General features: G+C 39.7%; 10 protein-coding genes and 1 other RNA gene. 9 read left to right on the top strand and 2 right to left on the bottom strand.

What is annotated here, in order from left to right; genetic code table 11:
• Positions 1-145: 145 nt before the first annotated feature.
• From ACNQFZ_RS14095 to ssrA, 9 genes are all read left to right on the top strand, one after another.
• Positions 146-1,330, top strand: a complete 1,185-nt coding sequence (locus ACNQFZ_RS14095) for a phosphoglycerate kinase (protein ID WP_458411969.1) — start codon at positions 146-148, stop codon at positions 1,328-1,330.
• 119 nt (positions 1,331-1,449) lie between these two features.
• A complete protein-coding gene (gene tpiA / locus ACNQFZ_RS14100) occupies positions 1,450-2,214 on the top strand; it encodes a triose-phosphate isomerase (RefSeq protein WP_458411970.1) in 765 nt (254 codons plus the stop codon).
• Positions 2,207-3,739 carry a 2,3-bisphosphoglycerate-independent phosphoglycerate mutase gene (gene gpmI, locus ACNQFZ_RS14105; protein ID WP_458411971.1) on the top strand — a complete coding sequence of 511 codons (1,533 nt, stop codon included), beginning with the start codon at positions 2,207-2,209 and terminating at the stop codon, positions 3,737-3,739. Before tpiA ends, gpmI begins: the two co-directional genes overlap by 8 nt.
• A 152-nt stretch (positions 3,740-3,891) precedes the next feature.
• Positions 3,892-5,184, top strand: coding sequence for a phosphopyruvate hydratase (gene eno / locus ACNQFZ_RS14110; RefSeq protein WP_458411972.1), 1,293 nt, complete (start codon positions 3,892-3,894; stop codon positions 5,182-5,184).
• Between the two features lie 139 nt (positions 5,185-5,323).
• The gene (gene secG / locus ACNQFZ_RS14115) at positions 5,324-5,557 is read left to right on the top strand and encodes a preprotein translocase subunit SecG (protein WP_458411973.1); all 234 of its coding nucleotides are present in this window, start codon (positions 5,324-5,326) and stop codon (positions 5,555-5,557) included.
• Between the two features lie 114 nt (positions 5,558-5,671).
• On the top strand, positions 5,672-6,424 hold the full coding sequence (locus tag ACNQFZ_RS14120) for an alpha/beta hydrolase (protein ID WP_458411974.1): 753 nt from the start codon (positions 5,672-5,674) through the stop codon (positions 6,422-6,424).
• 13 nt (positions 6,425-6,437) lie between these two features.
• Positions 6,438-8,813, top strand: a complete 2,376-nt coding sequence (gene rnr / locus ACNQFZ_RS14125; RefSeq protein ID WP_458411975.1) for a ribonuclease R — start codon at positions 6,438-6,440, stop codon at positions 8,811-8,813.
• A 153-nt stretch (positions 8,814-8,966) separates the two neighbouring features.
• Entirely contained in the window at positions 8,967-9,434 is a 468-nt protein-coding gene (gene smpB / locus ACNQFZ_RS14130) for an SsrA-binding protein SmpB (RefSeq protein WP_458411976.1), read from the top strand.
• Positions 9,435-9,619: 185 nt separating this feature from the next.
• Positions 9,620-9,981: a transfer-messenger RNA gene (ssrA, locus tag ACNQFZ_RS14135) on the top strand.
• A gap of 147 nt (positions 9,982-10,128) precedes the next feature.
• Here the strand turns inward: ssrA and ACNQFZ_RS14140 are convergent.
• Both ACNQFZ_RS14140 and atoS read right to left on the bottom strand, forming a co-directional pair.
• Entirely contained in the window at positions 10,129-11,544 is a 1,416-nt protein-coding gene (locus tag ACNQFZ_RS14140; protein WP_458411977.1) for a sigma 54-interacting transcriptional regulator, read from the bottom strand.
• Complete coding sequence (gene atoS / locus ACNQFZ_RS14145) at positions 11,541-13,382, bottom strand: two-component system sensor histidine kinase AtoS (RefSeq protein ID WP_458411978.1); 1,842 nt, start codon at positions 13,380-13,382, stop codon at positions 11,541-11,543. The genes ACNQFZ_RS14140 and atoS overlap by 4 nt, the downstream gene beginning before the upstream one ends.
• Positions 13,383-13,562: the final 180 nt, after the last annotated feature.

The raw sequence follows: 13,562 nt of genomic DNA on the forward strand, positions 1-13,562 counted from the left end.
GGAAGTAGAGGGATAAAAAGGCAATGCCCCCAATGACTAGCATCAAAGTAGGGTTTTAGCCTTTCTACAGACGATTTTGGTGAATCATCTGTAGAACCCCTCTTTTCGGTATTTCTATCACAAAAGAAAAAGGAGGCCGCGCAACATGAATAAGAAATCGATTAGGGATATCGATGTAAAAGGCAAAAAGGTATTCTGCCGTGTAGACTTTAACGTTCCAATGCAAGATGGACAAGTTACAGACGATACCCGCATAAGGGCAGCAATCCCAACCATTCAATATTTAAGTGAGCAAGGTGCCAAAGTGATCCTTGCCAGTCACTTAGGACGTCCGAAAGGAAAAGTAGTTGAGGAAATGCGTTTGACTGCGGTCGCCGCAAGATTACATGAGTTAATCGGAAAACCAGTGAAAAAGACCGATGAAGCATATGGACCTGAGGTGGAACAAGCAATCAGCGAACTTCAGGACGGCGATCTTTTATTATTGGAAAATGTTCGCTTTTATCCTGGGGAAGAAAAAAATGACCCTGAATTAGCTAGAAGCTTTGCGGCATTAGCTGATATTTATGTAAATGATGCCTTCGGTGCTGCCCACCGTGCCCATGCTTCAACAGAAGGAATAGCCCAACATCTGCCTGCAGTTGCTGGATTTTTAATGGAAAAGGAATTAGAGGTGTTAGGAAAAGCGTTATCCAACCCTGAGCGTCCATTTACAGCGATTATTGGTGGGGCCAAGGTAAAAGATAAGATCGGTGTGATTGAAAATCTTTTAGATAAAGTAGATAACCTGATTATCGGTGGTGGACTAGCCTATACATTTGTGAAAGCACAGGGATATGAAATAGGAAAGTCACTATTGGAAGAAGAAAGAATCGATCTTGCAAAATCTTTTATCGAAAAAGCAAAAGAAAAAGGTGTCAATTTCTTAATGCCAGTTGATACTGTTATTGCCACTGAATTTTCAGCAGATGCTGAAACAAAAGTAGTGGATATTCATGAAATTCCAGCAGACTCACTTGGGCTTGACATCGGACCGAAAACAGTTGAACAATATCGTGATGTTATTCAAAGCTCAAAGCTTGTCATTTGGAATGGACCGATGGGCGTGTTTGAATATGAAAAGTTTGCAAATGGAACAAAAGGTGTTGCCCAAGCTTTAGCGGAAGCTGACAATACATATACAGTAATTGGCGGTGGAGATTCTGCTGCTGCTGTTGAGAAATTTGAAGTCGCTGACAAGATGGACCACATCTCAACAGGCGGTGGGGCTTCATTGGAGTTTATGGAAGGTAAGGAATTACCAGGCGTGGCAGCGTTAAACGACAAGTAAAAACAGGGGGACAATTCTCCTGTTTCCAAATAAGGTTGATTGTGTCTGACTTTTTAGTAGGATTTCGCAACCTTATAAGATAAAATAAGGTGTGGAAATTTTTGGAGGAGGCTCACAGCATGAGAAAACCAATTATTGCAGGCAACTGGAAAATGCATAAAACTTTATCTGAGGCAACAAGATTTGTAGAGCAAGTAAAAGGTTCTATTCCTTCACCAGAAAAAGTAGATTCAGTCGTTTGTGCACCATTCTTATTTCTGGAGCGTCTAGTCAATCTAGCAAAGGATAGCGACTTAAAGATTGGTGCACAAAACATGCATTTTGAAGAAAAAGGGGCTTATACTGGAGAAGTAAGTCCTGTGGCTTTAAAAGACATCGGTGTCGATTATGTGATTATTGGCCACTCTGAACGCCGTGAAAGTTTCTCGGAAACTGATGAAAGTGTCAATAAGAAAGTACATGCGGCTTTTCAGCATGAGCTTAAACCGATTGTTTGTGTCGGTGAAACATTAGGCGAGCGTGAAGCAGGTACAACAAATGATGTTGTTGGAAGACAGGTTGAAAAGGGATTAGCCGGTCTTTCTCCAGAGCTTGCTAAACAAGTTGTAATCGCCTATGAGCCGATTTGGGCGATTGGCACGGGCAAATCGTCTTCAGCAGCCGATGCTGATGAGGTTTGCGGCTATATTCGCCAAGTAGTGGAAAAAATGTATTCAAAAGAAGTATCTGATTCTGTACGAATTCAATATGGCGGCAGCGTAAAACCAGAAAACATCGCAGAATATATGGCTGAGGCCAATATTGATGGCGCCCTTGTCGGCGGTGCCAGTTTAGAAGCAGATTCATTCTTGAAGCTTTTGGAGGCAGTGAAAAATAATGGGTAAAAAACCACATGCTTTAATTATTTTGGATGGATTTGGATGTCGTAGTGAAGAAAAAGGCAATGCAATTGCACATGCGAAAATGCCTAACTTTGATCGTCTATGGAAGGAATTCCCCCACGCTCAGCTTATCGCAAGCGGGGAGGCTGTTGGACTTCCAGAAGGTCAAATGGGAAACTCTGAGGTTGGCCATTTAAATATTGGTGCCGGCCGCGTTGTGTACCAAAGCTTAACACGTGTGAATATTGCGATTCGCGATGGTGAGTTTTTCAAAAATGATACATTTAACGAAGCGATTCACCATGCGAAACAGAATAATACAAGTCTTCATATTTTCGGTTTGCTTTCTGATGGCGGTGTTCATAGCCATATCAACCATATGTATGCATTGTTGAAAATGGCAAAAGAAGAAGGCTTAGACCGCGTTTATGTCCATGGCTTTTTAGATGGCAGAGATGTTGGTCCGCAAACAGCCAAAGGTTTTATCGAAGAAGCGGAAGCAAAGATGAAGGAAATTGGTGTCGGCAAGTTTGCAACGATTTCAGGTCGCTATTATTCAATGGACCGCGATAAGCGTTGGGACCGTGTGAAAAAATCATACGATGCGATGGTTTATGGTGAAGGTCCTTCATATCATTCAGCGATGGAATGTGTGGACGATTCTTATAAAAATGGCATTTATGATGAGTTTGTTCTTCCATCTGTTATTTTACAAGAAAATGACGAACCGGTAGCAAAAATCTCTGATCAGGATTCTGTTATTTTTTATAATTTTAGACCTGACCGTGCCATTCAAATTTCACGTGCTTTTACAAATGAAGATTTCCGTGAATTTGACCGCGGATCTGGTGCTCCAAAGGATTTATACTTTGTCTGCTTAACACATTTCAGTGAAACAGTGGACGGTTATGTTGCTTTTAAATCAGTGAACTTAGACAATACCTTTGGTGAAATCGTTTCACAAAAAGGTTTGAACCAGCTTAGAATTGCGGAAACAGAAAAATACCCGCACGTTACATTTTTCTTTAACGGCGGCCGCGAGGAGAAGTTCCCTGGTGAGGAGCGAATTTTAATTAATTCGCCAAAAGTGGCAACCTATGATTTGAAGCCGGAAATGAGTGCTTATGAGGTAACAGACGCCCTATTAGCGGAACTTAAAGCGGATAAGCACGATGTGATCATTTTGAATTTTGCAAACTGTGATATGGTTGGCCACTCAGGTATGCTTGAACCAACAATTAAAGCAGTTGAAACCGTTGATGAATGTTTAGGTAAAGTTGTTGATTTGATTTTGGAAAAAGACGGGGTGGCAATCATCACAGCCGACCACGGAAATGCCGACGAAGTGATTACACTTGAAGGTAATCCAATGACGTCCCATACAACAAATCCGGTGCCTGTCATTGTAACGAAAAAAGGTGTAGAGCTTCGCGAGGACGGCATTTTAGGCGACTTATCGCCAACTTTACTTAATTTATTAAATATCGAGTTGCCAAAAGAAATGACAGGCAAATCGCTTATTAAATAATGGAACAAGAGAACCGTCCCCTTGTTCCACGGTGAGAAGCGCGCGCTCGCATTTGCAACAAGAGAGGATAGGGTCTGGAAGGAAATTTGGGTTTACTAGAGAATTATATTTTAGTTAAGAAATAAATTTTTTGTCGAAGGAGAGAAAATAAAATGTCAATTATTGTTGATGTATATGCACGTGAAGTATTAGATTCACGCGGCAACCCAACTGTTGAAGTTGAAGTTTATACAGAATCAGGTGCAATGGGACGAGCTCTAGTTCCAAGCGGTGCCTCTACTGGGGAATATGAAGCAGTAGAATTACGCGACGGTGACAAAGATCGTTACCTAGGAAAAGGTGTATTAAAAGCGGTTGAAAATGTAAATGAAAAAATCGCTCCAGAAATTATCGGCTTTGATGTGACAGATCAAGTAGCCATTGACCAAACTTTAATCGAGTTGGACGGTACTGAAAATAAAGGCAACCTTGGTGCCAACGCTATTCTTGGCGTATCCATGGCTGTTGCTCGTGCCGCTGCTGATTTCCTAGAAGTTCCTTTATATGCTTACCTTGGTGGATTTAATGCGAAAACATTGCCAGTTCCAATGATGAACATTATTAACGGCGGTGAACACGCTGACAATAACGTTGATATTCAAGAATTTATGATTATGCCTGTAGGGGCAGACAGCTTCCATGAAGCATTACGTATGGGCGCTGAAATTTTCCATAGCTTAAAATCAGTATTGAAAGGCAAAGGCTTAAGTACAGCTGTAGGTGACGAAGGCGGCTTTGCACCTAACCTAGGCTCAAACGAAGAAGCACTACAAACCATCATCGAAGCTATTGAAAAAGCAGGCTACAAGCCAGGTGAGCAAGTGAAGCTTGCAATGGATGCTGCATCATCTGAGTTTTATAACAAAGAGGATGGCAAATATCATTTAACAGGTGAAGGTGTTGTGAAAACATCTGCTGAGATGGTTGAGTTCTATGAGAACTTAGTCAATAAATATCCAATCATTTCAATTGAAGATGGCTTAGATGAAAACGACTGGGAAGGCCATAAACTATTAACAGAACGCCTAGGCGGCCGTGTACAGCTTGTTGGTGACGATCTATTCGTAACAAATACGAAGAAGCTTGCTCAAGGGATTGAACAAGGCGTAGGCAACGCAATCTTAATTAAAGTAAACCAAATCGGTACATTAACAGAAACATTCGACGCAATCGAAATGGCAAAACGTGCAGGCTATACAGCCGTTGTTTCACACCGCTCTGGTGAAACAGAAGACAGCACCATTGCTGACATTGCAGTCGCAACAAACGCTGGTCAAATCAAAACAGGTGCACCATCACGCACAGACCGCGTTGCGAAATACAACCAATTGCTTCGCATTGAAGACCAACTTGGTGATACAAGCAAATATGCCAGCTTTTCAGCATTCTATAACTTGAAAAAGTAAGGTCATGGTAAGGACTAAGCATCGGGGCGCTTAGTCCTTTTGCTTTCCAGTAAAAACTTGTTATTCATTTTAAGTTATGGTAAAGTAGGATTATTGCACAGTGCGTATATAGCGTATGTAGTATGTAGGAGGTATGGCAATGCATGCAGTATTGGTTACCCTTTTAGTAATCGTGTCCATCGGGTTAATTTTAGTTGTATTATTGCAATCTGGTAAGAGCGCAGGTTTGTCTGGTGCGATTTCCGGTGGTGCTGAGCAACTTTTCGGAAAACAAAAAGCTCGTGGAATGGATGCTGTTTTACAAAAAATCACAATTGTTTTAGCGGTATTATTCTTTGTTTTAGCAATTGCTGTAACATACTTCGAAGTATAAGAAAACCGGATATATGATGACGGAATATGAGCAGTAGGTGGCAGACACCTACTGCTTTTTGCGTATTATTATGGGTTTTAGTACACAATAAGTAGAAAAGGAGATTTTGGATGGATGAAAATTATTGCGCCGAAGCCATTTACTTTTGAACCTAAGAATGGAAACCGGGAGCGGGCTGTGCTATTACTTCACGGCTTCACCGGCAATACAGCCGACGTCAGGTTGTTGGGCCGATTTCTTGAAAGTAAGGGCTATACATGCCATGCACCGTTGTATAAAGGCCATGGCGTGCCGCCTGAACAATTGCTTCACACTGGTCCGGACGATTGGTGGCAGAATGTCATGGATGGCTATCATCTTCTTAAAAACAAAGGCTACAGCCAAATCGTAGCATGTGGTCTATCCCTGGGAGGGGTATTTTCGTTGAAATTGGGCTACACTGAGCCTGTGAAGGCTGTCATTCCCATGTGTGCACCGATGCATATAAAAAGTGAAGAGGTTATGTATAAAGGGATTTTGGATTATGCAATCGAATATAAAAAGAGAGAAGGTAAATCTGCGGAGCAAATTGAAGCAGAAATGGCAGAATTTCAAAAAACGCCGATGACAACGCTGAAAGCATTACAGAAATTAATTGCCGATGTTCGTCACAATGTTGACCAAATTTATGCACCGACGTTTGTTGTTCAAGCCCGCCAGGATGCTATGATAAATATAGAAAGTGCTCCCATTATTTATAACGAAGTTCAAACAGATGAGAAAAAATTAAAATGGTACGAAGAATCGGGACATGTGATTACGCTTGATAAAGAAAGAAATCAAGTTCATGAAGATATTTATCAATTTTTACAAAATCTCGATTGGTAAGGAGTGAGAAAAGATGAGTGAAAATCGTATTGAGCGACTCCTATCTTTTATGCGTGAGGATTCTTATAAACCTTTAACGATAAAAGAACTGGAAGAAGCTTTTGGCATTGAGGATTCCTCTGATTTTAAAGAGTTTGTTAAACTGCTTGTGCAAATGGAAGAGCAAGGCCTTGTTGTGAGGACAAGAAGCAACCGCTATGGTGTTCCCGAAAAAATGAATATGGTCAAAGGCAAGGTCATTGCCCATTCCAAAGGCTTTGCCTTTGTTGAGCAGGAGGATAAATCATTAGATGATATATTTATCCCGCCATCTGAATTAAGGAGTGCGATGCATGGCGACCTTGTGTTGGCACGGATCGACCGCCACCCAGCAGATGGACGTCCGGAAGGGGCGATTGTCCGCATCCTTGAGCGTGGCGTTACCCAAATTGTCGGTACATATGTCGACAATAAATTCTTTGGCTTTGTGATCCCTGATGATAAGCGGATTGGCAAGGATATCTTTATTGCAAGTGAAAATAAAAATGGTGCCGTAGAAGGCCACAAGGTTGTTGTAAAATTAACAAAATATCCTGAAGGCCGCATGAACGCGGAAGGTGAAATTGTTGAAATTTTAGGTCATAAAAATGACCCTGGCATTGATATATTATCCATTATCCACAAGCACCAGCTTCCGGGTGAATTTCCACCTGATGTAATGGAACAGGCCCATGATACGCCGGATGAGATTGATTCAGCGGAGCTTACTAACCGCCGTGATCTGCGCGACCAAATGATTGTCACGATTGACGGAGCCGATGCTAAGGATTTAGATGATGCCGTGACCGTGACAAGATTAGAGAATGGCCATTATAAATTAGGCGTTCATATTGCCGATGTTTCCCATTATGTTACCGAAGGGTCACCAATTGATCGGGAGGCATTTAACCGCGGGACAAGTATTTATTTGGTAGACCGTGTGATTCCGATGATTCCGCACCGGCTTTCTAACGGAATCTGCAGCTTGAATCCGCAGGTTGACAGGCTAACAATGTCATGCGAAATGGAAATCAATGAAAAAGGGGAAGTCATTTCCCATGAGATTTTTCAAAGTGTCATCAAAACTACGGAGCGCATGACGTACTCTGATGTTAACAAAATTATCGTTGATCAAGACACAGAGCTTATTGAAAGATACAAGCCATTGGTACCAATGTTTCTTTTAATGAATGAGTTGGCTGAAATTCTTCGTAAAAAGAGGTTTGAGCGCGGGGCGATTGATTTTGAGTTTAAAGAAGCCAAAGTACTTGTAGACGAAGAAGGGAAACCGACCGAAGTCGTCATTCGTGAGCGTTCTGCTGGGGAACGATTAATTGAAGATTTCATGTTAGTTGCCAATGAAACGGTTGCTGAGCATTTTCATTGGATGAATCTTCCGTTTATTTACCGTGTCCATGAGGATCCTAAAGAAGAGAAATTAAATCGTTTCTTTGAATTCATTACGAATTTCGGTTATGTCGTCAAAGGCACGGGGAATGAAGTTCATCCACGAGCATTACAGCAAATTTTAGAAGAAGTGCGCGGGACACCAGAAGAAATGGTGATTTCTACAGTCATGCTGAGATCAATGAAGCAGGCGCGGTATGATGCTGAAAACCTTGGTCACTTTGGCTTATCAGCAGAGTTTTATACTCATTTCACATCACCGATTCGCCGTTATCCAGATTTAATTGTTCATCGCTTGATTCGAACCTATTTAATTGAAGGGAAACTTGATGAAAAAACGCAGCACTACTGGAGGGAAGAGCTTCCCAATATTGCCGAACACACGTCAAACATGGAACGCCGTGCAGTCGATGCTGAGCGGGAAACAGATGATTTGAAGAAAGCAGAGTTTATGCTTGATAAAATTGGCGAGGAATTCGACGGCATCATCAGCTCTGTCACAAATTTTGGCTTTTTCGTTGAACTTCCAAATACAATCGAAGGCCTTGTACATGTCAGCTATTTGACAGATGATTATTACCATTACGATGAAGCACATTACGCAATGATCGGTGAGCGCACCGGTAATATCTTTAGAATTGGTGATGAAATTACCGTCCGTGTCGTCAACGTTGATAAGGATGAACGAATTGTTGACTTCGAAGTTGTCGGCATGAAAGGGACAAGGAAAGTGGAAAGAAAACAGACACCAAGGGTGATCCATGGTGGCGGTGGAAAAGGCGGAAGTGGTAGGGGCAAGTCCCAAAGCAATGAACGTGGCGGCAGTAGAGATAAGTCAAGAAGAAATGACAAAAAGCAAGGCGACAGCAATCGTTCTAAAAAAGACCATAAAGATAAAAACGGCAAGCCCTATTATCAAAATGTAGCGAAAAAGAAAAAGAAGAAAAAGAAAAATAAAGAATAATGCATGTAAATTCCATAGCTTGATAACGGAATCAGGTGGAGGGGCCTGCCCTTCACCTGATTTTGCCGGCGTGGTCGCTCACTTCTTAATTGATTGGCTACTGCTTAATTTGGTATAGTAGGCATAGGTATTAAGATGCAAGGAGGGGATTTTATGCCAAAAGGTGCAGGTAAGGTTGTTGCCCAAAATAAAAAAGCTTACCATGATTATTTTATTGAAGATACATATGAAGCTGGCATCGTACTTCAAGGTACTGAAATTAAATCGATCCGTGCCGGTCGTGTAAATTTAAAAGATTCATATGCCAGGGTTGAAAAAGGAGAAGTTTTTTTACATAACATGCATATTAGTCCGTATGAGCAAGGCAATCGCTATAACCATGATCCATTGCGTACTCGTAAGCTACTATTGCATAAAAAAGAAATCTCCAAACTCCTTGGAATTACAAAAGAACAAGGCTATTCTTTAGTCCCATTAAAAATTTATTTAAAAAACGGCTATGCCAAAGTATTAATCGGGTTGGCAAAAGGTAAAAAGAATTATGATAAGCGCGAGGATTTAAAACAAAAAGAAGCAAAACGTGATATCGAGCGTGCCTTCAGAGAACGGCAAAAGATGTAGCACTCGTTTTGCAATAGGGTTGTATCTTTGTTAATTATTAGGCGGTTTTTCTTTTATTTACAGTTGATAAGGTACATGTTTGTGCTATAATAATAAACGTAAGGTAGTTAAACAAACACAACTTAATATGCTACAAGCATTTAAGCTTTACTATCCAGTACACCTTATATATTCCTTTATTATATGGGGACGCTACGGATTCGACAGGGGTAGTTCGAGCTTGAGTTGCGAGTCGAGGGGATCGGCCTCGTTAAAACGTCAAAGCCAATAACTGGCAAAACTAACAATTCTTTCGCTTTAGCAGCTTAATAACTGTCTAATGCGGTTCCTCCCTCCATCGCCCATGTGGTAGGGTCAGGGACTCACTCTTAGTGGGCTACGCCGGAGTTCGCCGTCTGAGGACAAAGGAAGAGAACAACCAGACTAGCTGCTGAGAAGCCTGTCGATAGGCCGAACAGTTAGCGAAGCGCCAATATATCGACTACACTCGTAGAAGCTTAAGTCACGATGCTTTTGGACGTGGGTTCGATTCCCACCGTCTCCACCAAATACATACTTTGGTGGCTAATATGATTACTACACAGACCTTCCGATTACGGGAGGTCTGTTTTACTTTACAAAAAATTGGGACACAGGGACAGGTGTCATGTCCCTGTGTGTTGAATGTGGGACGATGTACCTGTCCCCATGTCCCTTATTCATCAATCCCATATTCCTGAATTTTATATAAAAGAGCTCGGCGGCTTATTCCTAGCTCTTTTGCTGTTTTCATCCGATTTCCCCCGTTCTTTTGAAGCTTCAATCCAATTGCACTTTTTTCTATTTGTTTAATTAATTCTTTTAATGTTATACTTTTTTCCATTTGTAATAAATATTCTTCTATAGATTTACTTAAATTGGACGAAATAATGTCTAAAGAAGGGGATTTCGTGATTTCTAACTCTGACAATGAAATGTCTTCAGGGAATATAATTGTTCCTGTGCTCATAATCACTGCTCGTTCAATAATATTAGATAATTCACGTACATTTCCGGGCCAAGAATAATTGTCCAAAAGCATTATTGTATTTTCATCGAATCCAGCTATTTCTTTATCATTTTCGTTTGAGAACTTTTGTAGAAAATAATTTGATAACAGGATTATATCTTCTTTCCTCTCTCTTAGAGGAGGAACGTTCAAAGGCACAACATTTAATCTATAGTATAAATCCTCTCTGAATTCCCCCTTTTCCACCATACTTTTTAAATCCCTGTTAGTTGCGGCAATAACCCGGAAATCGGCCTTAATAGTTTCAGTTCCACCAACTCGTTCAAATTCATGTTCTTGTAAAACTCTAAGCAATTTTACTTGTAACCCTTGGGATATTTCACCAATTTCGTCTAAAAAGATTGTCCCCTGTTTTGCTAATTCAAAACGACCAAGCTTTCTGTGAATAGCGCCAGTAAATGCCCCTTTTTCGTGCCCAAATAGTTCACTCTCCAAAAGACCTTCAGGTAAGGCACCACAATTAATTTTTATAAAAGGTCCTGTGCGACGATTACTGTTATAATGAATAGTATTAGCAACTACTTCCTTTCCAGTTCCACTTTCTCCAGTAATAAGGACAGTTGCATTAGTCTGTGCGACTTTTCCAATAAGCTTATATAACTGCATCATTTTTGGACTATTTGTTAATAATTTATCCAATCGATGATTATAACTTAATTCTCTATGGAGTACTTTAACTTCTTCTTTTAAACTTTGAACTTGTAGAGCTCGTTTGGCTAGTATTTTTACTTCGTCATTATTAAAGGGCTTTATGATATAATCGTACGCCCCTATCATCATAGCTTTGATAGCTGTTTCAACAGCAGCAAATGCTGTGATCATAATAACATTAATATCCTTATCTATTTCACGGATTTCCCGCAATGCCTCTATACCATCCTTCTTTGGCATCCGAATGTCCATAATTACTAAAGCAGGTTGTAAAGTTTTTACTAGTGAAACAGCTTCTTCCCCATTAGTAGCTGTTTCAACCTCGTATCCTTCTCTTTTAAGTAAGGCCTTTAAAGCAGTTCGAACACTATCCTCATCATCAACTACAAGAATTACTTGTTGATCCTTCACATCATCACTTCCCCTTTAAAAAAATGTATCGGAATTTGAATTGTGACAACTACCCCTCCTGACTGAATATTTTGTAGCCACACATCTCCTTTATGAGATGTAATAATTCGTTGAACAACAGCTAGTCCGAGTCCTGTCCCGTCCTTTTTAGATGTATAAAAAGGGTCGAATACTTTATCGAGATTTTCTTCTTTAATTCCACATCCTGTATCGGAGAAATGGAGAACAATCTTTCCTTGTTCAACATCTAACAACGACTCTATCGTTATTTCCCCTGATTTTTCCATCGCTTGGATAGAATTAAACAATATATTTAAAAATACTTGTTTGAATTGCTCGGGATCGATTTCTATATTTGGCAAGTTTTCCTCAAAATTCAAATGATATTTCACCTTGTTTTTTCCAACACTTTTCGTAAGATCGACGCTTTCTTTAATTAATTGATTCACATCAGTAGGTAAGATGTTAGCATCACTAGGGCGGGCAAAATATAATAATTCTTCGATAATTTTGTTAGCCCGATTAACTTCTTTGATTATCATTGGGTAAAATTCTTTTCTTTCCTCCTCTGTACTTCCCTCCTGCAGGTACTGAATTAAACTTTTAATAGCTGTAAGCGGGTTGCGAATTTCATGAGCTACACCAGCCATCATGACACCTAAAGCAGACAATCTATCCGCTCTATAAACCTGCTGTTCTAGTCTTTTCTTTTCCGTAATATCTTTAAATGTCACAACCGCTCCAATAAAATTTCCAGTGCTATCAAACAACCTGGAGCTACTAGAACTAATGTACAATTGTTTCCCGTTTGCGGGATATTCCATTTCCACTCCAATATAATTCTCTCCTGTTTCCAATGTCTTCATTAGAAAACTTCTAAATGCACCGTCATTAAACATGCTTTTCATATAAGGTTTGTCAATTACTTCGTCTAAATTAACTTCTAGCAAATTGACAACTGCCTTATTCATAAAAGTAATATTCCCGTTAATATCTACCGTAATGACGCTATCTACCATACTATCCATGATGTTCTCGGAAAACGAGCGAGCATTTAGAATTCCTTCTGCCATTCTATTCACTTCATCCGCAATTTCACCAATTTCACCATGAATACCGACTATTCTCTCTTTTAAATTATATTTCATTTTCTGTAAGCCTTGTTTAATGTGTTCAATATCAATGAGCACTTTATCCCAAAATCTTAGTAGTAAAACAATGATAAGCAGCATCCCAAGACCTAAGCAAATGTATATAATTCTATCCATTTTGGCTAATTGATTATCTACATCAATTGTTAATTCGTTTGCCCAAGCATAACCAATAATTTCCCCTTTTCTAATGATGGGATGCATTGCATTCATAATTTGCCCTCGAACCTGCTTACCAACTACAATTTCATCCTTCCCAGTTTTCAATACAAGATTACCCGGATGTGTTGGATTAATAGGTTCCCCTACCTTATCGCTATGTTCTGAGCTTGGCCCATAAGTGACAATGGCCTGCAAGTCTTTTACATAATACCCCACCCCAATGCCAGGATAGGCTTTTGCTAGTGAGTCTGTATAATTACTTAAGGCCCTGTTTAATATTTCTATTTTTATCTGCTTATTCGCATGAAGCGCTCCCTTTTCCTTTAATATTGCATTAAAATCCTGCTGTAAATACTGATCAAGTATATATGTGATTCCATACAATTTCTTTTCCTTTTCTTTTAATAAATTTTCTTCTGCTATTAATTTTGTAAAATATCCAGAAATTAATATAGGAATTGTTACAAAAATAATTGTCATAATTATCATTTTCAATCTAAAATTTCCCTTTACAACTTTTATCAAGGACCCTCACCCTTTCATACTTCTATTTTACCTTTTTCAAAGTAAAGGATTTATAGAAATCTTAAAAATTCTTATATTTATCCTGGAGTTTTGAAAATACTAGTTAAAAAAAAGACAAAATTCTTTCTTTTTTGTATAAAAAGTAGTCACTGTGTGAAAAAAATAGCTCGTAAAATACTA

The organism is Schinkia acidoalkalinis (assembly GCF_054301215.1).